This is a genomic window from Micromonospora radicis, assembly GCF_003583405.1.
Taxonomy (GTDB): Bacteria; Actinomycetota; Actinomycetes; order Mycobacteriales; family Micromonosporaceae; genus Micromonospora; species Micromonospora radicis.
Genome location: NZ_QXEC01000005.1, coordinates 59,741 through 83,200 on the forward strand (window position 1 = coordinate 59,741; position 23,460 = coordinate 83,200).

Annotated in this window: 17 protein-coding genes; 9 read left to right on the forward strand and 8 right to left on the reverse strand. The window is 71.4% G+C overall.

The annotated features are described in order from the left end of the window. Positions 1-12: 12 nt before the first annotated feature. The 3 genes from D2L64_RS07400 to D2L64_RS07410 are packed head-to-tail and all read right to left on the reverse strand — an operon-like array spanning position 13 to position 2,778. Positions 13-1,071 (reverse strand): LCP family protein, encoded by a 1,059-nt coding sequence (locus tag D2L64_RS07400; RefSeq protein ID WP_119573968.1) that lies wholly within the window; start codon positions 1,069-1,071, stop codon positions 13-15. Beyond that, positions 1,055-2,029, reverse strand: coding sequence for an NAD-dependent epimerase/dehydratase family protein (locus D2L64_RS07405; protein ID WP_119573969.1), 975 nt, complete (start codon positions 2,027-2,029; stop codon positions 1,055-1,057). The genes D2L64_RS07400 and D2L64_RS07405 overlap by 17 nt, the downstream gene beginning before the upstream one ends. Then, positions 2,026-2,778, reverse strand: a complete 753-nt coding sequence (locus tag D2L64_RS07410; RefSeq protein ID WP_119573970.1) for a sugar transferase — start codon at positions 2,776-2,778, stop codon at positions 2,026-2,028. The genes D2L64_RS07405 and D2L64_RS07410 overlap by 4 nt, the downstream gene beginning before the upstream one ends. Positions 2,779-3,006: 228 nt before the next feature. Between D2L64_RS07410 and D2L64_RS07415 the strand changes: the two genes are divergently transcribed. Then, positions 3,007-4,173, forward strand: a complete 1,167-nt coding sequence (locus D2L64_RS07415) for a glycosyltransferase family 4 protein (protein ID WP_147376207.1) — start codon at positions 3,007-3,009, stop codon at positions 4,171-4,173. On the opposite strand, the gene D2L64_RS07420 is transcribed toward D2L64_RS07415, so the two are convergent. Continuing rightward, the gene (locus D2L64_RS07420) at positions 4,149-5,324 is read right to left on the reverse strand and encodes a glycosyltransferase (RefSeq protein ID WP_147376208.1); all 1,176 of its coding nucleotides are present in this window, start codon (positions 5,322-5,324) and stop codon (positions 4,149-4,151) included. The two genes, D2L64_RS07415 and D2L64_RS07420, sit on opposite strands and share 25 nt — an antisense overlap. 14 nt (positions 5,325-5,338) lie before the next feature. Further along, on the reverse strand, positions 5,339-6,718 hold the full coding sequence (locus tag D2L64_RS07425; RefSeq protein ID WP_158603469.1) for a lipopolysaccharide biosynthesis protein: 1,380 nt from the start codon (positions 6,716-6,718) through the stop codon (positions 5,339-5,341). Between the two features lie 236 nt (positions 6,719-6,954). On the opposite strand from D2L64_RS07425, the gene D2L64_RS07430 reads away from it, so the two are divergent. From D2L64_RS07430 to D2L64_RS07440, 3 genes are read left to right on the forward strand one after another with little or no spacing between them, the layout of a single operon-like run. Continuing rightward, positions 6,955-7,989, forward strand: a complete 1,035-nt coding sequence (locus D2L64_RS07430) for a polysaccharide biosynthesis protein (RefSeq protein WP_119573974.1) — start codon at positions 6,955-6,957, stop codon at positions 7,987-7,989. Between the two features lie 51 nt (positions 7,990-8,040). Continuing rightward, complete coding sequence (locus D2L64_RS07435; protein ID WP_158603470.1) at positions 8,041-9,297, forward strand: glycosyltransferase family 4 protein; 1,257 nt, start codon at positions 8,041-8,043, stop codon at positions 9,295-9,297. After that, positions 9,294-10,175 carry a dTDP-4-dehydrorhamnose reductase family protein gene (locus D2L64_RS07440; RefSeq protein ID WP_119573976.1) on the forward strand — a complete coding sequence of 294 codons (882 nt, stop codon included), beginning with the start codon at positions 9,294-9,296 and terminating at the stop codon, positions 10,173-10,175. The genes D2L64_RS07435 and D2L64_RS07440 overlap by 4 nt, the downstream gene beginning before the upstream one ends. A gap of 176 nt (positions 10,176-10,351) precedes the next feature. Here the strand turns inward: D2L64_RS07440 and wecB are convergent, their stop codons facing one another. Further along, positions 10,352-11,476: a non-hydrolyzing UDP-N-acetylglucosamine 2-epimerase gene (wecB, locus tag D2L64_RS07445; protein WP_119573977.1), complete on the reverse strand. Its 1,125-nt coding sequence runs from the start codon at positions 11,474-11,476 to the stop codon at positions 10,352-10,354. A gap of 190 nt (positions 11,477-11,666) precedes the next feature. Between wecB and D2L64_RS07450 the strand changes: the two genes are divergently transcribed. Together D2L64_RS07450 and D2L64_RS07455 are read left to right on the forward strand one after the other, a co-directional pair. Beyond that, positions 11,667-12,596 carry an NAD(+)/NADH kinase gene (locus D2L64_RS07450; RefSeq protein WP_119573978.1) on the forward strand — a complete coding sequence of 310 codons (930 nt, stop codon included), beginning with the start codon at positions 11,667-11,669 and terminating at the stop codon, positions 12,594-12,596. A 248-nt stretch (positions 12,597-12,844) separates the two neighbouring features. Beyond that, complete coding sequence (locus D2L64_RS07455; RefSeq protein WP_119573979.1) at positions 12,845-14,719, forward strand: nucleoside-diphosphate sugar epimerase/dehydratase; 1,875 nt, start codon at positions 12,845-12,847, stop codon at positions 14,717-14,719. A 56-nt stretch (positions 14,720-14,775) separates the two neighbouring features. Here the strand turns inward: D2L64_RS07455 and pgm are convergent, their stop codons facing one another. Together pgm and glgC are read right to left on the reverse strand one after the other, a co-directional pair. After that, on the reverse strand, positions 14,776-16,419 hold the full coding sequence (gene pgm, locus D2L64_RS07460; protein ID WP_119573980.1) for a phosphoglucomutase (alpha-D-glucose-1,6-bisphosphate-dependent): 1,644 nt from the start codon (positions 16,417-16,419) through the stop codon (positions 14,776-14,778). A 52-nt stretch (positions 16,420-16,471) separates the two neighbouring features. Further along, positions 16,472-17,704: a glucose-1-phosphate adenylyltransferase gene (gene glgC / locus D2L64_RS07465; RefSeq protein WP_119573981.1), complete on the reverse strand. Its 1,233-nt coding sequence runs from the start codon at positions 17,702-17,704 to the stop codon at positions 16,472-16,474. 71 nt (positions 17,705-17,775) lie between these two features. Here glgC and glgA point away from each other — a divergent pair, with 71 nt between their 5' ends. The 3 genes from glgA to glgB all read left to right on the forward strand — a co-directional run bounded on the left by glgA (position 17,776) and on the right by glgB (position 23,379). Next, the gene (glgA, locus tag D2L64_RS07470; protein WP_119573982.1) at positions 17,776-18,978 is read left to right on the forward strand and encodes a glycogen synthase; all 1,203 of its coding nucleotides are present in this window, start codon (positions 17,776-17,778) and stop codon (positions 18,976-18,978) included. 283 nt (positions 18,979-19,261) lie between these two features. Beyond that, a complete protein-coding gene (locus D2L64_RS07475; protein WP_119573983.1) occupies positions 19,262-21,289 on the forward strand; it encodes an alpha-1,4-glucan--maltose-1-phosphate maltosyltransferase in 2,028 nt (675 codons plus the stop codon). Further along, positions 21,277-23,379, forward strand: coding sequence for a 1,4-alpha-glucan branching protein GlgB (gene glgB / locus D2L64_RS07480; protein WP_119573984.1), 2,103 nt, complete (start codon positions 21,277-21,279; stop codon positions 23,377-23,379). The genes D2L64_RS07475 and glgB overlap by 13 nt, the downstream gene beginning before the upstream one ends. Positions 23,380-23,460 lie beyond the last annotated feature (81 nt).

Consider the following 23,460-nt stretch of genomic DNA (forward strand, 5'->3'; position numbering starts at 1 on the left):
CTGAGACCTCACTCAGCGGACGGTCGCCTCGGGGTGCTCGGCCAGCCACTTGTTGACGGTGCCGGAGCGTACGGCCGCGAACAGCTCCGCTGCCGCCGGCTCGTCGGGCAGGATGACGCTCTGGTCACCGACCATGCCGGGTCCGACGTTCGGAGAGGTCAGGAAGGTCAGGTCCTCGGCGCCGATCAGCCGCAGACCCCACACCGTCTCGGCCACCGGCAGGTCGTGGTCGACCTCCACGGCACCGGCGGCGACGCGGAGGAAGTCGTCGAGCCGACCCGGGCTGGTCAGGATTCCCTTGCGGGTCACCTCCTGCAGCACGGCGGCGACGATGGCCTGCTGGTGACGCATCCGGCTGAAGTCGCCGTCGGCGAACTGGTGGCGCTCGCGGGCGTACTCCAACGCCACCGTGCTGTCCATCCGGTGCACACCGGGCCGAAAGACCCGGCCCGCGGCGTAGGCCGAGGTGAAGGAGGTGTCCACGGTGACGTCGACGCCGCCCAGGATGTCGATGACCTTGGTGAAACCGGTGAAGTCCAGCAGCACCACGTGATCGACCCGGACGCTGGTGAAGTTCTCTACCGCGCGGACCAGCAGCGGCACACCACCCCAGGCCAGTGCCGCGTTGATCTTCCCCTTCCGGGTGTCCCCACCGTCCGGTGAGGTCGGCACGTCGGTCCAGGTGTCCCGGGGGATCGAGATCAGGTACGCCCGGTCACGGCTGTGCGGGATGTGGACCAGCATGATGCTGTCGGCCCGGGCGGTGGTGTCCGTCCCGTCCGGCTCGTCCCGCCCGACGACGAGGATGTTGAGCGCCTCGTCGACGGCCCGTGGCGGCCGTTGCTCCGCCAACAGTCCCTGGAAGGCGTCCACCTTGCTGATCCGCTGCTCCAGCGACCGGATGTAGAGCCAACCACCGAGGCCACCACCGACGACGACGAGCGCCAGGACCAGTGCACCGATCAGCGCGGTCAGCCGAATCCAACGGTGGGGTGACGTACGGCCCACCGGGGTGCCGGCGTCGGTGGTACCGACGTGGTCCCACCGGGTCAGGTCAAAGTCTCTGGGCATGGTCCGCTCCGCTCGTGGTGAATCCCTGCGGCTGGTCGGATGCGACTGCGGCCACGGTGTTGCGGTCGGCGCCGCCGACCTCCCGCCAGAGCGCGGCCAGTGAGTCGGTCAGTGGGTGTGCGGGCAGCCAGCCGAGTTGGTCGGCGCCGCAGCGGATGTCGGCGCACATCCACGGCACCCCGGTCGAGCGTCCGGCCGCCGCGGTGAACGCGCCGTCGCGGATCTCTCCCGGGAAGCCGGCCACGCCCGCGAGCTGCGCGACGGCATCCTTGACGGCCGTCGCCCGGCCGCTGCCGATGTTGAACACCCGCTGCCGCAGCGAACCGCAGCTGAGCGCCGCCCGGACCGCGTCGGCCACGTCGCGTACGTCGACGAAGTCCCGGTAGGCGTCGAGCAGGCCCAGTGAGATGTGCTCGTCGCCGTGTTCCATCGCCGCCCGGATCAGCGACGCCGCCTGCCCGAGCACGTTGCCGGGGGTCAGTCCCGGACCGACCGGATTGAACACCCGCAGCACCACCGCGTCGAGCCGACCCGATTCGGCGGCGAGTTCCATCAGCCGGGTGGCGGCCAGGTGACTCACCCCGTACTCGCTGACCGGCCGGGTGGGCTGGGTCTCCGCGACGACGGTGCCGTACGGCACCGCGCCGTACTCGGCCGCCGAACCGATCTTGACAAGGCGGGCCTGCGGCGCTCCGGCGGTCACCGCCTCGACCAGTTTGGCCGCGACCACCGCGTGGGCCTGCACGAAGTCGTACCCGGAGCCGACGATCCGGCCCGCCGCGACGACCACCGCGTCCGGTCGCTCGCGGCGCAGCAGGGAGACCAGCGCGGTCGGGTCGATCGCGACCAGATCGCACTCCTGCCGGCTGGGCGCGTGGATCGACCAGTCCGCGGCGAGGGCACGGCGGATGTGCCGGCCCAGGAATCCGCTGCCCCCGAGCAGCAGCGCGGTGTTCATCTGATCCCCGGTTCGGGTGGTTCGGGCCAGGGCTGCGCCGGCCGGCTCCCGACGGGCGGGTTGCCGGTGAACTCGTGCCAGGTGGCGGCACCGGGGGCCGTGATGCCCTGTCGGCGGAGCACCACCCAGACCGTCGCGAGGAGGATCTTGAGGTCGAGCCGGAACGAGCGCCGGTCGACGTACTCGATGTCGTAGTCGAACTTCTGCTCCCAGCTGAGCGCGTTGCGGCCGCGCACCTGGGCGAGCCCGGTGATGCCCGGCCGTACCTCGTGCCGCCGCGCCTGCCGGGCGTCGTACAGGCCGAGATAACGCACGAGATGGGGTCGCGGACCGACGATGCTCATCTCCCCGCGGAGCACGTTCCAGAACCCCGGTATCTCGTCCAGGCTGGTGGCGCGAAGCCAGCGGCCAACCGGTGTGAGCCGGTCACCGTCACTGACCTGACCTCGTTGCTGGTCGACCGGCCGCATGGTGCGGAACTTGACCATGTCGAACAGCTTGCCGTCGCGCCCGGGACGGGTGTGCCGGAACAACACCGGCCGCCCCATGGTCACCAGCACGACGGCGGCCAGGACCGCCATCAGCGGGGCGGCGACGATCAGGACGGCGACCGCGCCGACGATGTCGAACAGTCGCTTCCACCGGTCGTAGCGGTGGTGGGCGGAGGCGTGGGAGTCATCCGCGCGGTAGTCCGCGACGGGAACTTCCGGACCCGTCCCCGCAGGCTCTTCGAGCGTGCCTTTCTGCATGCCCCAAGTCCTATCAGTACAGACGATGATAAGAAGGAGAAAATTGCAACAAAAACCCTAAACGGGAATCAACGTGAGCCGGCACCTTATACCGGCCGATCCCACCGTCACCCGGTCGGGGGGTCGACGGCGTGGGCGGGGCCGACCCTCGTCACCGGCTCCCCGACTGCTCGTTGGTCGGGCATGCCACGCGACGACGCGGCGGTCCACGGGCCGTACCGGGTGTTGATGACGCATCGGTTCTTCGAGCCGGGATTCCGGGCCGGCGGCCCGGTCCGGGCCATCGCCCGGCTGCTCGACTCGTGTTCCGAACAGGTGACCGTGACGCTGGTGACCGGCGACCACGACCTCGGCGTGCCGCAGCCCTATCCCGGGCTGTCCGGCCGCTGGCTCGACCGTGGCCGGTCCCGCATCTTCTACCTGTCGACCAGGAGCCCCCGGCAGTGGTGGGGGCTGTGGCGGACGCTGCGCCGGGAACCGTTCGACCTGCTGTACGTCAACAGCCTGTGGTGCCCGTTCTCGATCACGGCGATCCTCGCCACCCGGCTGCGGCTGATCCGGGCGGCCCGGGTGACGATCGCCCCCCGGGGCGAGTTCTCCCCCGCGGCGCTGGCCCTGAAGGCGACCAAGAAGGAGATCTTCCTACGGCTGTGGGGACCGTTCCTGCGCCGTGGTGACGTCCGCTGGCACGCGACCTGTCAGCTGGAGGCCGACCTGATCCGGCGCCGGCTGCCCTGGGCCACGGCGCTCGTCTGCGCCGACGAGGTCGACCTCCCCGCCGAGCCGATCCCACCCGTACGGTTGGCCGACCGGCTCCGGCTAGTGTTCGTCGGCCGGGTCTCACCGATGAAGAACCTGACCCTGACCCTGGCGGCGCTGGCCCGCACCACCAGCCCGATCACCTTCGACATCTACGGACCGGCGGAGGATCCGGCGTACTGGGCGCGGTGCCGGCAGCTGATCTCGCAACTGCCGTCGACGGTCGAGGTGGCGTACCGCGGCGAACTGCACCCGGATCTGGTCCGGGAGACGTTCGCGCAGTACGACGCGTACGCGATGCCGACGCTCGGCGAGAACTTCGGCTACACCATCGTGGAGAGTCTGTCCGCGTCGTGTCCGGTGCTCTGTTCGGATCGCACACCGTGGACCGGCGTGCTGGCGGCCGGCGGCGGGGTGGTGCTCACCCGGCTCACCGAGGACGAACTCGCGGACCAGTTGGAACGGCTGGCGCGGATGTCGCCCGCCGAACGGCTGGCCCTGCGCGGTTCGGCCGCCGACGCGTACCGCACCTGGGCGGCGGGCGAGCGCGGCGTCCACATCCTCGACCAGATGCGGCTGGCCGACCGGCCGGGTCCGGCGCCCCGGGTCGGTCAGCGGCCGTACAGCTCCAGGTAGCTCGCCACGGCCGCGTCGGCGTCGAAGACGCTGGCCCGGAACCGGGCCAACGCGGTGGCCCGGTCCGACTCGGCAGTCGCGGCCCGCCGCACCGCCCGCGCCCACGTCGACGCCGCCGCCTCGGTCGCGACGATCTCCACCCCGCCGAGTCGTTCGGCGATGAACCGCACCCCCGGCAGATCGGCCGCCACCGCCGGAGCGCCGAGCGCCGCGGCCTCCAGGATCACCGTGGGGAGCCCTTCCAGGCAGGACGGGTGCACGACGACGTCGGCCTGCCCGAGCAGGCCACCGACGTCGTCGCGGGCGCCCAGGAGGTGCACCCGGTCGGCCACCCCGTGCTCCGCCGCCGCCCGCCGGACCCGGGCATCGTCCCCGGCGTCTCCCGGGCCGACGAGCACCGCGTGGGCCGCCACACCCTGTGCCCGCAGCGCCGCCAGGATCGGTGGCAGCAGCCAACGCCGCTTCTCGGTCGAGGCGCGACCGACCGTCAGGCACACCAGGTCCGTCGGGGCGGCTCCGATGGCGGTACGCAGTTCCAGGTCGCTCGGGCGGGTCAGCCGGTCCAGCGCCAGCCCGTCGAGGATCACCCGGCAGCGGGGGTCCGCCTCCCAACCGGCCCGGTAGCCGAAGGTCAACGCGCTCGGCGAGATCCCGAGCAGGTCGGTGGCGGAAGCGTCCAGCATCCGCTGGAGCAGCCACCGTTGCGCCTGCCTGCGGGCGTTGCGCGGCATGTTGTCGTCGCCCCGGAAGTGGGCGATCCGGATCGGTACGCCGGCGACCGCCGCGAGGGACAGGATCGCGCCGGAGAAGTTGGCGCACTCCACGTGCACGGCATCCGGCCGGATCCGGCGCAGCAGCCGTACGAAGTCGACCGGAAAGCGGGCGTTCAGCGGCATGGTGACCATCCGGCCGCCGTACCGGGTCGCCAGGTCGGCCAGCGGGCCGGGGCCCACGTGGTCGCTGAGGGTCACGAAGTGGGTGAGCACGCCCTGTGCCGCGAGGCCGGGCAGGACGCTGGCCACGCACTGTTCGGTACCGCCGAAGCTGAGTTCGGGGACGACCCGCACCACCACCCGCGGTCGCGCCGGTGCTGCCGGTCGCCGGGGTCGTGGGCGGGGCGTCGGGTCGGCGCGAACCACCTTGTCGAGCATGTGGACCTCTCTGGTCAGGCCGGCACCGGCACGGGTGCCGGCCGGGTGTCGTCGGACGAGTCGTCGCGGGCGGACGCCAGCGCCCGCCGGTACCCGATCACCGCCGCCGGCCACATCGTGAGCAGGTACGCCAGGCAGCCGGCGGCCGGGATTCCGGACAGCCCCAGGTGGGTCACCGCGACCAGCTTCAGCGGCACCGACAGGATCAGGAACAGACCCCAACCCCAGAACTGCGCACCCAGCCGCCCGGCACCGCACTGCACCATGAACAGGGGCGAGACGACGGCGGTGAGCAGCGGCCACACCGCCAGCCAGCCGAGTACCGCCAGCGGCAGCGCGGTGACCTCCGGTGCACCGACCCAGGCGGCGAGCAGCATCTTGCCGGTGGTGACCAGGAGCAGGCCGGTCACCGAGAACACGACGGCGAGCAGCAGCACCATCCGGCGGGTGGTGGCGCGTACCCACGCCACGTCGCCGCGGGCCAGGGCCGCACCGACGGCCGGCCAGGTCGCCATCCCGATCACCGTGACGAAGGCACCGAGTACGGCGAAGAGCTTCGCCGCGACGATGTACCCGCCCGCCTGGGCCAGCCCGACGGCCTGCGCGGCGAGCGGATTGTCCACGTTGAGCGCCACCGACCAGATCGCCGAGAGCAGGAAGAACTGGAAGCTGAGCCGGAACAGGCTCCGGGACCGCCGCAGGTCGACCCGGCCCCACCTCGGGCGCAGCCCGGGGTCGACGACGGTGAAGTAGACCAGGGTGTTGACCAGGTTCGTGGCGGGCACCGCAGCCACCGCGCAGAGGATCACCGTCAGCGGGCCCGCGCCGGTGGCCACGGCGACCAGCACGACGCCGATCGACAGCAGCGCGGCGCCGGCCTGCCAGGCGTTGCTCTGCGCCACCCGTCCCTCGGCGTACTGGATCCGGTGGATCAGGGATAGCGGGATGTTCGCCGCGAAGACGCCGAAGCAGATCAGGATCACCGTCGACACCTCCCCCGCGAGCGTGGGGTTCCGGATCCCGAACAGCGCCGCCCACTCGACGGCCTGGCTGGCCGCCCCGACACCGGCCAGGAAGAGCACCGCGACGCCGCCCAGCAGGGCGTACGCGCTGGCGATCTCCCGGGCGGCCTCGTCCCTGCCGCGTACGTGGTGACTCAGCCGGGTCAGCAGCCCGTCGCCGAGGCCCAGGTCGGCGAACCAGGCCATGCCGGCCAGCGCCGTCACCGTCATCCAGAGCCCGTACCGTTCCGCGCCCAGGTAGCCGAAGGTGACCGGGGTGATGACCAGCGGCGCCACCAGGCCGAGCCCCTTGCCGGCCACCGAGGTGGTCACGCCCAGGACGAGGCCGCGGCCCCGGCCGGGGGCCGGTCCGACGGTTGGGCTCCTGTCCACCACGGGGTCGTCCTTCCTCGACACCACCGCGCTGACCGGCTCGGCGGCAGCGCAACGACGCCGACGCTCCGGGGCCGGCGGCGCCCTCTGGTGACAACGACAGCTTTCGACCATTCTGGGGGTTCCGCAGCAGTTTTTCCGATTTATCGCAAGAGGCTGCTTTAGGGGGATTAGCCTCAGCCATCGTCAGAGCTGCGTCCCGCCTCCCGCACGGAGGTCGCGACGGGAGGAGAAGCGTGGACATCTCGCTATCGAACGGCCGCTTCCTGGTCACCGGAGGCACCGGCTCGTTCGGACAGACCATGGTCGACCGGTTGCTGGCCAGCGGCGCCGCGGAGATCCGAGTCCTCAGCCGGGACGAGGCCAAGCAGGACGCCATGCGGCTGCGGCTGCGCGACGACCGGGTCCGCTACTACGTGGGCGACGTACGCGACTACGACTCGGTCAGCAAGGCCAGCCGGAACATCGACTTCGTCTTCCACGCCGCGGCGCTGAAGCAGGTTCCCTCGTGCGAGTTCTTCCCGCTCGAGGCCGTCCGGACCAACGTGCTCGGCAGTGCGAACGTCGCGGACGCGGCGCAGCGCAACGGCGTCGCGGCGGTGGTCTTCCTGAGCACCGACAAGGCGGTCCACCCGGTCAACGCCATGGGCATGAGCAAGGGGCTGATGGAGAAGGTCGCCCAGGCGGCCGTCCGTAACAGCAGTTCACCCACGCGCATGTGCATCGTCCGGTACGGCAACGTGATGTGCTCCCGGGGATCGGTCATCCCGCTGTTCATCGAACAGATCAACAGCGGCGTACCACTGACCGTCACCGAGCCGACGATGACCCGGTTCCTGATGTCGCTGACCGAGTCGGTGGAGTTGGTGGAGCACGCCTTCGTCCACGGGCGCAGCGGTGACATCTTCATCAAGAAGGCACGGGCCTGCACGATCGGGGACCTGGCCACCGCCGTCTGCAACCTGTTCGACGTACCGGCCAAGATCGAAGCGCTGGGTACCCGGCACGGCGAGAAGCTCCACGAGACGCTGGTCAGCGAGGAGGAGCTGACCCGGGCGGAGGACCTCGGGCAGTTCCTCCGGGTGTCGGTGGACAGCCGGGACCTCAACTACTCGCTCTACTTCGACGAGGGCGACTCCGGCCGCCACGACCGCCCGGACTACACCTCGGAGAACGCCGAACGGCTCGACGTACCCGCGGTGATGCGGCTGCTGGCCACCCTGCCGGAGGTACGGGCGCAGTTGCCCCGGGCTCTCGCGGACCGGGTCTGACGCGCCGTGCCGCACCACGACGAGGCCCCGGACCGCTGCCGGGTGGGGTACGTGACCCAGTGGTTCCCGCCCGAACCCGCACCGATCCCGCTGGGCATCGCCCACGCCCTGGACCGGCAGGGGTTCACCGTGGACGTGCTGACCGGTATGCCGAACTATCCGGACGGCCGCCTGCGGGCCGGTTACCCGGCGTGGCGCCGGACGGCCGACCGCGAGCAGGGCGTGCCGGTCCTGCGTACCCCGCTGTATCCCAGCCACGACCGCTCGGCGCCGGGACGAGCCGCCAACTACCTCAGCTACGCCGCGTCCAGCTCGTTGCTGGGCGGGCCGGTGCTCCGCCACGCCGACGTCACGCTGGTCTACTCCGGCCCGGCCACCGCCGCCTGCGCGGCGATGACGGCCCGGCTGCGCTGGGGTACGCCGTACGTGGCGATGGTCATGGACCTCTGGCCCGACTCGGTCTTCGCCTCCGGTTTCCTGACCGGGGGTCTGACCCGCCGTCTCGCGGAGCGCACCCTCGGCTGGTTCACGAACCAGACGTACCGGTGGGCGGAGCACGTCACGGTGGCCTCACCGGGGCAACGCGAGGCGGTCGTCGCCCGGGGCGTACCGGCCGACCGCATCTCCCTGGTCTACCACTGGGCCGACGAGAAGCTGCTGCACCCGACGGAGCCGGACGCCGAACTGCGGAGAGGGCTGGGCCTCACCGACGAGTTCGTCGTGATGTACGGCGGCAACCACGGCGCGGCCCAGGGGCTCCACACTGCGATCGAGGCGATGGCCCGACTGGCCGACCTGCCCGACGTCCACCTGGTACTGGTCGGCGACGGGATAGAGAAACGCTCGTTGCAGGCGATGGCGGCGGAACTCGGGCTGCGCACCGTGCACTTCGTACCCGCCCAACCGCCCGAGCGGATGGCCGGGGTCGCGGCGGCGGCCGACATCCAGCTGGTCTGCCTCGCCGACGAGCCGCTGTTCCGGATCACCATGCCGAGCAAGGTCCCGTCGATCCTCGCCTGCGGGCAGCCGATGGTGGTCAGCGCCGCCGGTGACGCCGCCCGGGTGGCCCGCTCCGCCGGAGCCGGCTTCACCTGCGCACCGGGTGACCCGACCGCGCTCGCCGCGACCATCCGGCAGGCCCACTCGACGTCCCGGCACCGGCTCCGGGAGATGGGCCGGACCGGACACGCCTACTACCACGACCAGATGAGCGAGCAGGCCGGCTCGCGGCTGCTCGCCGACGTGCTCACCGCCGCCGCCGAACGCCGGGGCCGACGGCGGCACAACCCGAAACAGGTGCAGAGATGAATCGCCGGGTACTGGTCCTCGGTGCCACCGGGATGCTGGGGCACACGCTGATCCGGGAGCTGGACGCGGGCGGCGGGTCGGACGTCTTCGGTACCGCTCGCCGCCACGAAGATCTACCGCGGCACTTCCCCCGGCGGCTGGCCGGGCGGATCATCCCGGACGTGGACGCGCTCGACCCCGATCGGACCCTCACGCTGCTGGCGCAGCTCCGACCCGATCTGGTGGTCAACGCGATCGGAGTGATCAAGCAACGTTCCGCCGTCCGGGACGCCGTCCACACCATCCGGCTCAACGCCCTCTTCCCACACCTGCTGGCGCAGGAGTGCGCGGCCAGGGGCATCCGACTGGTCACGGTGAGCACGGACTGCGTCTTCTCCGGTGACCGCGGCAACTACCTCGAGACCGACATCCCCGACCCGCCGGACCTCTACGGGCGGTCCAAGCTGCTCGGTGAGGTGGCGGCGCCCGCGCTGACCCTGCGCACCTCCATCGTCGGGCACGAGTTGGGCACCAACCGGTCGCTGGTGGACTGGTTCCTCAGCCAACACGGCGAGGTCAAGGGCTACACCAAGGCGAACTACAGCGGGGTCACCACCGTCGAGTTCGCCCGCTTCCTGCGTACGGTCGTCATCCCGCGCGACGACCTCACGGGGCTGTACCACCTCGCGGCGGCACCGATCTCGAAGTACCACCTGCTGCGGATCGTCGCCGACGTGTACGGCTGGCCGGGACGGATCGTGCCCGAGGACGGATTCCGCTGCGACCGGGCGCTGTCGGCCGACCGGCTCCGCGCGGTGACCGGCTACCAGCCGCCCACCTGGCCGGAGATGATCCGCCAGTTGCACACCGCACGGGCCCGCTGGGGCTCGGAGAGCTGACCGGGCAGCCCCGGCATCGTCGGCGGCGGGGCCAGCCGTCGAGCACCGGCTGTCGGTGGCAGCCGCCGACGGCGACTCAACGACTCAACGACTCAACGGCTCGACGGCGCGACGGCGCGACGGCGGACGGCGGACGGCGGACGGCGGTTTCGACGGCGCAGCGGCGGACGGCGGTTTCAGCGGCGGATGCCGGCCCAGTCGTGGTGCCGGCGCACGGTCGACAGGATGAAGTCGAGCACCCGGCGGGACGTGTCGGCCACCTGGTAGTCGACCGGGCAGGGCACCCCGTCGCGAGCCACCTGGTCGATCGTCACCCGCACCGCCTCCACCACGCCCGCCGGGTCCAGACCGGTCATCACGATGCTGCCGACGTCGAGGGCCTCCGGCCGCTCCATCGCGTCGCGCAACGTCACGGCCGGGAACCCGACGATGGCCGCCTCCTCGCTGACGGTCCCGCTGTCGGAGAGCGTGCAGCGGGCGTCGGACTGTAGGCGTACGTAGTCGATCAGCCCGAACGGTTCGTGGAACGAGATCCCGTCGAGGGTGGTCGCGTCGCTGGTGAGGGCCTCAAGGCGCTTGCGGGTACGCGGGTGGGTGGAGACCAGCACCGGAAGGGCCCACTCGTCGCGCACCGCACGGAGGCAGTCCAGCAGCCGGCCGAGCCGCTGCGGGCTGTCCACGTTCTCCTCCCGGTGTGCGCTGACCACGAAGTAGTCGCCCGGGTTCAGCGCCAGCTGGGACAGGATGGTGGAGTTCTCGACGTCCGCCCGGTAGTGCTCCAGCACCTCGCGCATGGGTGAGCCGGTGAGCAGGATCCGGCGCGGGTGCAGCCCCTCGGCGAGCAGGTTGCGGCGGGCGTGCTCGGTGTAGACGAGGTTGAAGTCGGAGATGTGGTCGACCAGCCGGCGGTTGGTCTCCTCCGGCACGTTCAGGTCGAAACAGCGGTTACCCGCCTCCATGTGGTAGACCGGGACCCGCATCCGCCGGGCCATCAACGCACCGATGCTGCTGTTGGTGTCCCCCAACACCAGCAGCGCGTCCGGCCGGTAGTCCCGGATCGCCTCCTCCATCCCGGTGAGCACCCCCGCGAGCACCCGGCCCAGCGACGAGGTGTCGACGTTCAGGAAGCGGTCGGGCTGGCGCAGCCGCAGCTCGGTGAAGAAGATCTCGGACAGGTTCGGATCCCAGTTCTGCCCGGTGTGCAGCAGGACGTGCTCCACCGTACGGTCGAGCAGGTCCATCACCCGCGACAGCCGGATGATCTCGGGCCGGGTGCCGACCACCGTCATCACTCGGGTCATCACTCGCTCCTTCGACACCCGAACCCGGTCGGGTGGTGGGCTCGATCGCGTCGATGTGGGCCACCGGCGGGTTACGGCCGGGCCCACCGAAGTGCAACGCGCCGGGTCGGGGCGGGTTACGCGCCGCTCGGGGCCGACCGCCCTAACCGGTACCGCCGTGCGCCCGGCCAGACTGTGGTGAGCTGGGGACATGGACCGGATCCGGCTCGGCCTGGTGCTCCACCCCACCCGGGACGTGGCGCCCGTGGTGGACACCGTCGTGGCCTGGGCCGACCGGCACGGCGCCGACCTGGCGGTACGGGCCGAGGACCGGTCCCGGGTGCCCGGGTCCGTCCGGGCGGTGCCACCGGAGGCACTCGCCGCCGCATCGGACGTGCTGGTGAGCATCGGCGGCGACGGCACCATGCTGGGCGCCCTGCGGCTGGCCGTGGACGACCCGAAGCCGGTACTCGGCGTGCACCTGGGCAGGCTGGGGTTCCTGGTGGAGGTGGAGCCGCCCGAGGTGCCGGCGGCCCTGGACCGGATCCGAGCCGGTGACTACACCCTGGAGGGGCACAGCTGCCTGGCCTGCGAGGTGTGCGGCGACGACGTGGTCGCGTTCAACGACATCGCCCTGATCCGTACGCCCGGTCAGGGTTTCGTCGCCGCGACCCTGGCCGTGGACGGCCAGCGGTACGGCTACTACCGCTGCGACGTGCTCGTGGTCAGTACGCCGACCGGGTCGACCGCCTACAGCTATGCGGCCGGCGGGCCGCTGATCTCGCCGGCGACGCGAGCGGTGGTGGTGACGCCGAGCGCACCGATGGCCGGCATCTCCCGCGCGGTGGTGCTCTCCCCGGAGGAGACCGTCCGGCTGGAGTTGCGGCCCGACTCCGGCCCGGTCGCGATCGAGGTGGACGGGCAGGTGATCCGCGAGGGGTCGACGTCGGGGGTGGTGGACATCAGCTACCGCCACGACGCGGGGCTGGTGGTACGCCTCGACCCGCGCCGCTACCAGGAGCGCAGCCAACTCAAGCTGAGCCTGCTGGACCTGCCACTGCTGCCCGAGCAGCTACGCGAGCTGCTGCCCGAGGGGCTGCGCCGCCAACTCGGCCGCCGCGGGCTACCTCCCCTGGGCTGACGGCGCTCCGGTACCGGCTGTCCCGGAAGGTGCCGGCGGCGGGTACGACCAAGATCGAGATAGCTCGACTAATCAGACAATCAGGGCGACTGTCGGTTTGACGACAGTCGTCCGTCAAGGCGACAGTCAGCCCGAAAACGTGAAAACGGGACTCCAAGGGTGAAACTTCCGCTAGTAGTTAGGGGACGCACGTGGCCCCTGACCTGCCGTAGGTCGCCGTGCGCCATGGACAGGACAGGGAGTCGTACATGCCGCCGGAAGCACAGCGTGTCCAACGAACGGGAGCAATGACCGAACGTTGGTCCAGGGTGAGTCGCCGTACCGTCAGGTTCCTGGCCGCCGACGCCTTCGCCTGGGTCGGTGGCTTCCTCGTCGCCTGCTGGGCAAGGTACGAGCAGGCACTCCCCGCCGAACAGGCGATCAACGCCGTACTGCTCGGCGGCGCCGCCGCCGTACTGCACTTCGGGATCGCCGCCCTGCGCCGGGTCTACTCCGGGCGCCAGCCACTGGGCAGCATCGAGGAGGTCCGCGGGATCGTCGGCACCGCCGGCGGCACCGCCGCCGTCGTGCTGCTCGCCCTGCTCGCCCTCGACGACCGCCCGATCCCCGCCAGCACACCGGTGCTCGGCACCGGCCTGGCCCTGCTACTGATGCTCGGCTTCCGCTTCGTCCACCGGCACCAGCGTGACCGCGCCATGCGCCCCGACGCCCGGTCGGCGACACCGGTCCTGCTGTTCGGTTTCGGCGAAGCGGGACAGGGACTGGTCCGCGCGATGCTCGGCGACCCGAAGGGCCGTTACCTGCCCGTCGGCGCGCTCGACGACGACCCGGACAAGCACGACCTGCGCATCGCCGGGGTCCGCGTACTGGGTGGGCGCGACGAGGTCGCCGACGCGATCCGGCGGACCGGGGCGAGCGCCCTGATCTTCGCCGCGGTCAACGCCGACGCCGCCCTGATCCGGCAGATCCGGGAAGCCACCCTGCAGACCGGCGCGGCGTTCAAGATCCTGCCGCCGGTCCGCGAACTGGTGGACCACCGGATCACCGTCACCGACGTCCGGGACGTGCAGATCAGCGACCTGCTCGGCCGCCGCCCCGTGGTCGGTGACCTGGCCCTGGACGACAACGGGCTCACCGGCCGGCGGATCCTGGTCACCGGCGCCGGTGGCTCGATCGGCTCGGAGCTGTGCCGGCAGATCATGCGGGCCAACCCGGGCGAGCTGATGATGCTCGACCGCGACGAATCCGCGCTGCACAGCCTGCAGATGTCGCTGACCGGACGGGCGCTGCTGGACGGCCCGGAACTCGTCCTCGCCGACCTGCGCGACGACGAGGGCATCCGGCGCATCATGCGGGAACGCCGCCCCGAGATCGTGTTCCACGCCGCGGCGCTGAAGCACCTGACCCTGTTGCAGCGCCACCCCGGCGAGGCGGTCAAGACCAACGTCTGGGGCACCCTCACCGTCCTCGACGCCTGCCGCGATGTGGCCCGCTTCGTGAACATCTCCACCGACAAGGCCGCCGACCCGATCAGCGTGCTCGGCTACTCCAAGCGGATCACCGAGATGTTGACCGCCCACGCGGCGGCGAGCCACCCGGGTACCTTCCTCAGTGTCCGCTTCGGCAACGTGCTCAGCAGTCGGGGCTCGGTGGTGACCGCCTTCCAGCGGCAGATCGAGACCGGGCAACCGCTGACCGTCACCCACCCCGACGTCACCCGGTACCTGATGACCGTCCAGGAGGCGGTCCACCTGGTCCTGCAGGCGGCGAGCATCGGCCGCGACGGGGAGGCCCTGGTGCTCGACATGGGCGAGCCGGTACGCATCGACGACATCGCCCGCCGGATGGTCGAGCAGGCCACCAACCCGGTCGAGATCGTCTACACCGGGCTGCGCCCGGGCGAGAAGCTGCACGAGGACCTGCTGGGCCGGGGCGAGGCCGACCACCGCCCGCTGCACCCGCTGATCTCGCACGTCACCGTGCCCGTGCTGGACCCGCTGGAGGTCAGCGGACTCGACCCGTTCGACGAGCCGGACAAGGTCATCGACCAGCTCGCCCGGCTCTGCGGCGTCGTCGACGACACCGTACTCAAGCCTCCGACGGGCATCCCGCTCGCCCGCTGAAGCACCCGACAGGCAAGGGGCCCGCGCGCCGCAACGGCGCGCGGGCCCCTTGCCGGTCAGCCGGCGAGGACCTCGGTGACCAGATCCTGCGCCTCCTGCTGGAGGCGGGCCAGGTGCTCGGGGCCCTGGAACGACTCGGCGTAGATCTTGTAAACGTCCTCGGTACCGGAGGGCCGGGCGGCGAACCAGCCGCTCTCCGTGGTCACCTTGAGCCCACCGATCGGGGCACCGTTACCCGGGGCGCTGGTCAGCGTGGCCGTGATCGGTTCGCCGGCCAGCTCGGTGGCCCGCACCTGATCCGGGGAGAGCCGGCCGAGCACCGCCTTCTGCTCCCGGGTCGCGGGCGCGTCGATCCGGGCGTACGCGGGCGCACCGAACCGGTCCGCCAACGCGGCGAAGTGCTCGCTCGGGGTCCGTCCCGTCACTCCGATGATCTCGGAAGCGAGCAGGCAGAGCAGGATGCCGTCCTTGTCGGTGGTCCAGGTGCCACCGTCGCGCCGCAGGAACGACGCGCCGGCGCTCTCCTCGCCGCCGAAGCCCACCGCGCCGTCGAGCAGCCCCGGCACGAACCACTTGAAGCCGACCGGCACCTCCCACAGCCGACGACCGAGGTCGGCCGCCACCCGGTCGATCATGGACGAGGAGACCAACGTCTTGCCGACCGCGGCGGCCGGATCCCACCGCTCGCGGGTCCGGAACAGGTGGGCGATCGCCACCGCCAGGTAGTGGTTCGGGTTCATCAGCCCGGCGTCGGGCGTGACGATGCCGTGCCGGTCGGCGTCGGCGTCGTTGCCGGTGGCCACCTGGTAGTCGGCGCGCACGGCGATCAGCGACGCCATCGCGTTCGGCGAGGAGCAGTCCATCCGGATCTTGCCGTCCCCGTCCAGGGTCATGAACCGCCAGGTCGGGTCGACGTCCGGGTTGACCACGGTCAGGTCGAGGCGGTGCCGCTGGGCGATCTCGCCCCAGTAGTCGACGCTGGCCCCGCCGAGCGGGTCGGCGCCGATGCGCACCCCGGCCGCCCGGATCGCGTCCAGGTCGAGCACGGCCGGCAGGTCGTCGACGTACGCGCCGAGGAAGTCGTACGTGCCGGTGGTGTCGACGGCGCGGGCCCGCGCGTACGGGATGCGCCGGACCTCCTTGAGCCCGGCGGCGAGGATCGCGTTCGCCCGGTCCTGGATCCACCGGGTGACGTCGGAGTCCGCCGGCCCGCCGTGGGTGGGGTTGTACTTGAACCCGCCGTCGTCCGGCGGGTTGTGCGACGGCGTGATCACGATGCCGTCGGCCAGCCCGCCGGTGCGACCCCGGTTGTGGGCGAGGATCGCGTGCGAGACCGCCGGGGTCGGGGTGTAGCCGTCCCGGCTGTCCAGCAGCACGGTGACCTCGTTGGCGGCGAGCACCTCCAGCGCGTCCACGGCCGCCGGGGCGGACAGCGCGTGGGTGTCCCGGCCGAGGAACAGCGGCCCGTCGACGCCCCGCTCCCGCCGGTAGTCACAGAGCGCCTGGGTGACCGCGAGGATGTGGTCGGAGTTGAACGCGTTACGCAGGCTCGACCCACGGTGCCCCGAGGTGCCGAAGGAGACCTGCTGCGCCGGGTCCGCCGGGTCGGGATGCTCGGCGTAGTAGGCCGTCACCAGCCGCGGTACGTCGACCAGGTCGGCGGGCTGAGCCGGCTGACCGGCCCGCGGATGACTACTCACGGCGCCTGCCTCTCGTTCGCGACTGCGGGGCTCGCAAGCTCACTCCTCGCGCTCAAGGCTCCACCTTCTGTCCCTTGCCGATGACCACGATGCCGTTGTCGGAAACGGTGTAACGCTGCCGGTCCCGTTCCAGGTCCACCCCGATCTCGGCACCTTCGGGCACGTAGACGTTCTTGTCCAGGATGGCCCGCCGGACGACCGCGTGCCGGCCGATCTCGACGCCTTCCATCAGCACCGCGCCGTCCACGTGCGCCCAGGAGTGCACCTTCACCTTCGGCGCGACGATCGAGTTCTCCACCAGCGAGCCGGAGATCACCGCGCCCGGCGACACCATCGACGCGACCGCCCGGCCGACCCGCTCCCCCCACTGGTGGACGAACTTCGCGGGCGGGTACGGCGGCTGCTCGGTGTAGATCGGCCAGTCGAAGTTGTAGAGGTTGAACACCGGGTGGACGTTGATCAGGTCCATGTGGGCGTCGTAGAAGGAGTCGAGCGTCCCCACGTCGCGCCAGTAGCCCCGGTCCCGGTCGGTGCTGCCCGGCACCTCGTTGTCGCGGAAGTCGTAGACGTTCGCCTCGCCGCGCTCGACAAGCATCGGAATGATGCTGCCGCCCATGTCGTGCTTGCTGGTCTTGTCCTCGGCGTCACGCTCGACCGCGTCGATCAGCGCCCGGGTGGTGAAGACGTAGTTGCCCATCGAGGCGTAGATCTCGTCGGGCGCGTCGGGCAGCCCGACCGCGTCGGTGGGCTTCTCCCGGAACGCCCGGATCCGCCGGCCGTCCTCGCCGACCTCGATGACGCCGAACTGGTCGGCCGTGGACAGCGGCTGCCGGATGCCGGCCACGGTCACGCTCGCGCCGGAGGCGATGTGGTCCTCCACCATCTGCCGGGGATCCATCCGGTAGATGTGGTCGGCGCCGAAGACGATCACGTAGTCGGGCTGCTCGTCGTAGATCAGGTTGAAGCTCTGGTAGATCGCGTCGGCCGAACCGGCGAACCACCACGGGCCGCGGCGCTGCTGCGCCGGCACCGGCGTGACGTAGTTGCCCAGCAGCGTCGACATCCGCCAGGTCTTGGTGATGTGCCGGTCGAGGGAGTGGGACTTGTACTGGGTCAACACGACGATCTTGAGATAGCCGGCGTTGGCCAGGTTGGAGAGGACGAAGTCGACCATGCGGTACATCCCGCCGAACGGGACGGCCGGCTTGGCCCGGTCCGTGGTCAACGGCATCAGGCGCTTGCCTTCTCCGCCGGCCAGGACGATCGCGAGCACCTTGACAGCCATGAGCAGACGCTATCCATCCCGCTGCCGCTTCACCACTCGTACGGGCACACTTCTGCACTAGGGTGCCGGGCATGACGGACTCCACACCGCTGCGCGTCGACCTGCTCACCCGGGAGTACCCACCGGAGGTGTACGGCGGCGCCGGGGTGCACGTGGAGTACCTGGCCCGGGAACTACGCCGGCTGGCCGCGGTGCGGGTGCACTGCTTCGGCGCGCCCCGCACGGAGCCGGGAGTCCAGGCGTACGCCGAACCGGCGGCTCTGGCCAGCGCGAACGCCGCGCTGCGGACGATGGGGGTGGACCTGGAGATGGCCGCCGGGTGCGCGGGCACGGACGTGGTGCACAGCCACACCTGGTACGCCAATCTGGCCGGGCACACCGCGAAGCTGCTGCACGGGGTGCCGCACGTGGCCACCGCGCACAGCCTGGAGCCGCTGCGGCCGTGGAAGGCCGAGCAGCTCGGCGGCGGTTACGCCCTCTCCTCCTGGTGCGAGCGCACCGCCTACGAGTCGGCCGACGCGATCGTGGCGGTCAGCGCCGGCATGCGCCGCGACGTGCTGGCCGCGTACCCCTCGGTCGACCCGGACCGGGTACACGTGATCTACAACGGCATCGACACCGCGCAGTACGCCCCGGACCGCGGCACCGCCGTACTGGCCCGGCTGGGCATCGACCCGGCCCGGCCCAGCGTGGTCTACGTCGGGCGGATCACCCGGCAGAAGGGCCTGCCGCACCTGCTGCGGGCCGCCCGTGACCTGCCCGCCGAGACGCAGCTGGTGCTGCTGGCCGGCGCACCGGACACCCCGGAGATCGCCGCCGAGGTGGCGGGCCTGGTCACCGAGCTGCGGGGCCGCCGTTCCGGGGTGGTCTGGGTGGCGGAGATGCTGCCGAAGACCGAGGTGATCCAGGTGCTCACCCACGCCACCATCTTCGTCTGCCCGTCGGTCTACGAGCCGATGGGCATCGTGAACCTGGAGGCGATGGCCTGCGAGACGGCGGTGGTGGCGACCGCCACCGGCGGCATTCCCGAGGTGGTCGCCGACGGCGAGACCGGCCTGCTGGTCCCGATCGAGCAGTCTCCCGACGGCACCGGCCGCCCGGTGGACCCGGCCCGCTTCGAGGCCGACCTGGCGGCCCGGCTGAACGAGCTGCTGGCGGATCCCGAACGGGCCGCCACGCTGGGGCGCGCCGGCCGCCAGCGCGCCGTCGAGCACTTCTCCTGGGACGCGATCGCCCGCCAGACGTTGGACCTCTACCGCTCGCTGTCGCGGTAAGGGGAAGGGCGCGGGGCTGCCCGGCGCGGCGGCCGGCTGGCCCCACCAACCAGCCCGCACCCGCAGCACTCCACCCGGGACGTCGCCGGACCGGCATCCCCGACCCCTCGTGAATCTTGGACACTTACCGTTCGCGAGTAACGGAAACTGTCCAAGATCTGGGGGCAGCAGCCGACGCGGGTACGGCGCGGAAGCAGCACGGTGCGGCGCGGGGGGCTGGCGGCCAAGATCTGGTTCGACGGTCGGACGAGCGCGAGGGGATCTCGCACAGTAGGTTGAGGCGGTGAGCGGACGGTTCCCGATCGAAGACGTCTCCCCCGTCGTCTCCTGCGGGCGTTACCCGGCCCGCGCGGTCGTCGGCGAGTTGGTGCCGGTGTCGGCGCGCGCCTACCGCGAGGGGCACGACGCGCTCGGCTGCAACGTGGTCTGGCTCGGCCCGGACGGGCGGGCCCGGCCGTTCACCCGGATGCGCCCCGGCGAGCCCGGCCGGGACCGCTGGCACGCCACCATCACCCCGGACGCGGTCGGCGAGTGGCGCTACACCGTCGAGGCGTTCAGCGATCCGTACCTGACCTGGCACAACGCGGTGACCAAGAAGATCGCCGCCGGCCAGGGCCCGGAAGACCTCGCCAACGACCTGGCCGAGGGGGTGCGCGTGCTGCGCGCCGCCGCCGACCTGGTGCCCACCGGCGAGCAGGCCCGCCTCGACACGGCCGTCGCCGCGCTGGGTGACCCGGCGCTGCCGCTGCCGGCGCGGGTCAGCCCGGCCCTGGAACTGGCCGACCTGCTCTGGGAACATCCGGTGCGGGAACTGGTCACCACCGGCGCGGAGTACCACGTCTGGGTGGACCGCGAACGGGCCCTCTTCTCCGCCTGGTACGAGTTCTTCCCCCGCTCCGAGGGGGCGATCCCGGCCACCGTCGACGCACCGGCCCGCTCCGGTACCTTCGCCACCGCCACCGAACGGCTGCCGGGGGTGGCCGCGATGGGCTTCGACGTGCTCTACCTGCCGCCGATCCACCCGATCGGCCGGGTAAACCGCAAGGGCCCCAACAACAGCCTGGTCGCCGGGCCGCACGACGTGGGTTCGCCGTGGGCCATCGGCGCGGCCGAGGGCGGCCACGACGCCATCCACCCCGACCTGGGTACGCCGGCGGACTTCCGCGACTTCGTCGTCGCCGCCGCCGAACACGGCCTGGAGGTGGCGATGGACCTGGCGTTGCAGTGCGCCCCCGACCACCCGTGGGTGACCGAGCACCCGGAGTGGTTCACCACCCGGGCCGACGGCAGCATCGCGTACGCGGAGAACCCGCCGAAGAAGTACCAGGACATCTACCCGCTGAACTTCGACAACGACCCCGAGGGCATCCGCGCGGAGGTGCTGCGGGTGGTGCTCCACTGGGTCGGTGAGGGCGTGCGGATCTTCCGGGTGGACAACCCGCACACCAAGCCGGTCGACTTCTGGCACTGGCTGATCTGGGAGGTCAAGCGGGTCGATCCGGATGTGCTCTTCCTCGCCGAGGCGTTCACCCGACCGGCGATGATGCACGGGCTGGCCAAGGTCGGCTTCACCCAGTCGTACACGTACTTCACCTGGCGTACCTCGGCCGCCGAGATGCGCGAGTACTGCACGGAGCTGGTCGCGGCGGCCGACTACATGCGGCCGAACTTCTGGCCCAACACACCGGACATCCTGCACTCCTCGTTGCAGCACGGCGGCCCGCCGATGTTCAAGATCCGGGCGGTGCTGGCCGCCCTGCTCTCCCCCGCCTGGGGCATGTACGCCGGGTACGAGCTGTTCGAACACGTCGCCCGCCCCGGCGCCGAGGAGTACCTGGACAACGAGAAGTACGAGCTGCGGCCCCGGGACTGGGCCGGCGCCCAGGCGCAGGGACGTTCCCTGGCCCCGTTCATCGCCACCCTGAACCGGGTCCGCCGGGCCAACCCGGCCCTGCACCGGCTGCGCAACCTGGTCTTCCACGACATCGACAACCCGGCGCTGCTGTGCTGGTCCAAACGCGACCCGGCCACCGGCAACACGGTGCTGGTGGTCTGCTCGTTCGACGCGCAGACGGTGCAGTGGGGCAACACCAGCCTCGACCTGCCGGCGTTGGGGCTGGGCTGGCACGACCGGTTCACCGTGCACGACGAGTTGACCGGCGCCCGCTACGAGTGGGGGCAGCGCAACGCGGTACGGCTCGACCCGTACCTGCAGCCCGCGCACGTGTTCACCCTGCCCGACTCCACTGCCGCCGGTCCCCGGGACGGCTCCGTTTCCGTGACGAAGGACGACACCCGATGGACCAGCTGATCTCCGGGGAGACCCACGACCCGCACGCCGTGCTCGGGGCGCACCCGGCGAACGGTCGGACGGTGATCCGCACCCTGCGTCGGGGCGCGTCCGAGGTGTGCCTGCTGGTCGGCGACCGCCGCTACCCGATGACCCGGGTGCACGACGTGGGTGTGTTCGAGGCGACCGTGCCCGGTGAGGTGCTCGACTACCGGGTCGAGTGGGACGGGCACCCGCACGACGACCCGTACCGCTTCCCGCCCACCCTCGGCGAACTGGACCTGCACCTGATCGGCGAGGGCCGGCACGAGCGGCTCTGGGAGGTACTCGGCGCCCGGGTACGCGACGGAGGCGTGGCGTTCACCGTCTGGGCGCCGAATGCCCGGGGGGTCCGGGTGGTCGGCGACTTCACCGGCTGGGCCCCCGACGACGGCTGGCCGATGCGCTCGCTGGGCGCCACCGGCGTCTGGGAGATCTTCGTACCGGACGCACCGGCGAACACCCGGTACAAGTACCGGATCCTCGGCGCCGACGGGTACTGGCGGGACAAGGCCGACCCGCTCGCCGCGCGTACCGAGGTGCCGCCGGCCACCGCCTCGGTGGTGCACCACTCGACGTACGAGTGGAGCGACGCGGACTGGCTGGCCCGGCGGGCGCAACGCCAGCCGCACCAGGAGCCGATGAGCGTGTACGAGGTGCACCTCGGCTCGTGGCGGCCCGGCCTGGGCTACCGGGAGTTGGCCGAGCAACTGACCGCGTACGTGGTCGAACTGGGCTTCACCCACGTGGAGTTCCTGCCGGTGATGGAGCACCCGTTCGGCGGCTCCTGGGGCTACCAGGTCACCGGCTACTTCGCCCCCACGGCCCGCTTCGGTGACCCGGACGACTTCCGCTACCTGGTGGACCGGCTGCACGCCGCCGGCATCGGGGTGATCCTGGACTGGGTGCCGGCCCACTTTCCGAAGGACGAGTGGGCCCTGGCCCGCTTCGACGGCACCCCGCTCTACGAGCATCCCGACCCGCGTCGCGGCGAGCACCCCGACTGGGGCACGTACGTCTTCGACTTCGGCCGCCGGGAGGTACGCAACTTCCTGGTCGCCAACGCGCTGTACTGGCTGGACGAGTTCCACGTCGACGGGCTGCGGGTGGACGCGGTCGCCTCGATGCTCTACCTGGACTACTCCCGCTCCGACGGGCAGTGGGCACCCAACCAGTACGGCGGCCGGGAGAACCTCGAAGCCATCGCGTTCATGCAGGAGACCAACGCCACGGTCTACAAGCACCACCCCGGGGTGGTGATGATCGCCGAGGAGTCCACCGCCTGGCCGGGGGTGACCCGGGCGACCAGTGACGGCGGGCTGGGTTTCGGCTTCAAGTGGAACATGGGCTGGATGCACGACACCCTGCTCTACACCTCGAAGGACCCGATCTACCGGCAGCACCACCACAACCAGCTCACCTTCTCCCTGGCGTACGCCTGGAGCGAGAACTACGTACTGCCGATCAGCCACGACGAGGTGGTGCACGGCAAGGGTTCGCTGCTGGCCAAGATGCCCGGCGACCAGTGGCAGCGGCTGGCCAACGTCCGCGCGCTGCTGGCCTACATGTGGGCGCACCCGGGCAAGCAGCTGCTCTTCATGGGCTGCGAGCTGGCCGACGACCGCGAGTGGAGCGAGGAACGCGGTCTCGACTGGTACCTGCTGCACGACCCTGCGCGGGCCGGTGTGCAACGCCTCGTCGGCGATCTCAACCGGGTCTACCGGGACACCCCGGCGCTGTGGACGCAGGACACCTCCCCCGCCGGTTTCCGCTGGCTGGCCGGCGACGACGTGGCCAACAACACCGTCTCCTTCATCCGGATCGCCCCCGACGGCGCCGCCCTGGTCTGCGTGGCGAACTTCTCCGCCCTGCCCCTGGACGACTACCGCGTCGGCCTGCCGGCGGCCGGCGCCTGGTCCGAGGTGCTCAACACCGACGCCCACCACTACGGCGGCTCCGGCGTGGGCAACCTCGGCACCGTGTACGCGGAGAACCTCCCCTGGCACGGTCAACCCGCCTCGGTGGCCCTGCGCGTCCCCCCGCTGGGCGCCCTCTGGCTCCGCCCCGCCTGACGTCGACCGCAGATCTCGGTACGTTGACGCCCGCGCCGGGGCCGAGACGTACCAGGATCTATACGGGTCAACCGCGGGTGA

Bases quoted from the DNA above. Each gene is read 5' to 3' on its own strand.
- D2L64_RS07415 (WP_147376207.1), top strand. From the start codon at position 3,007: ATGACGCATCGGTTCTTCGAGCCGGGATTCCGGGCCGGCGGCCCGGTC.
- D2L64_RS07420 (WP_147376208.1), bottom strand. From the start codon at position 5,324: ATGCTCGACAAGGTGGTTCGCGCCGACCCGACGCCCCGCCCACGACCC.
- wecB (WP_119573977.1), bottom strand. From the start codon at position 11,476: ATGACCCGAGTGATGACGGTGGTCGGCACCCGGCCCGAGATCATCCGG.
- D2L64_RS07440 (WP_119573976.1), top strand. From the start codon at position 9,294: ATGAATCGCCGGGTACTGGTCCTCGGTGCCACCGGGATGCTGGGGCAC.
- glgA (WP_119573982.1), top strand. From the start codon at position 17,776: ATGACGGACTCCACACCGCTGCGCGTCGACCTGCTCACCCGGGAGTAC.
- glgC (WP_119573981.1), bottom strand. From the start codon at position 17,704: ATGGCTGTCAAGGTGCTCGCGATCGTCCTGGCCGGCGGAGAAGGCAAG.
- D2L64_RS07450 (WP_119573978.1), top strand. From the start codon at position 11,667: ATGGACCGGATCCGGCTCGGCCTGGTGCTCCACCCCACCCGGGACGTG.
- D2L64_RS07405 (WP_119573969.1), bottom strand. From the start codon at position 2,029: ATGAACACCGCGCTGCTGCTCGGGGGCAGCGGATTCCTGGGCCGGCAC.
- D2L64_RS07410 (WP_119573970.1), bottom strand. From the start codon at position 2,778: ATGCAGAAAGGCACGCTCGAAGAGCCTGCGGGGACGGGTCCGGAAGTT.
- D2L64_RS07400 (WP_119573968.1), bottom strand. From the start codon at position 1,071: ATGCCCAGAGACTTTGACCTGACCCGGTGGGACCACGTCGGTACCACC.
- glgB (WP_119573984.1), top strand. From the start codon at position 21,277: ATGGACCAGCTGATCTCCGGGGAGACCCACGACCCGCACGCCGTGCTC.
- D2L64_RS07455 (WP_119573979.1), top strand. From the start codon at position 12,845: ATGCCGCCGGAAGCACAGCGTGTCCAACGAACGGGAGCAATGACCGAA.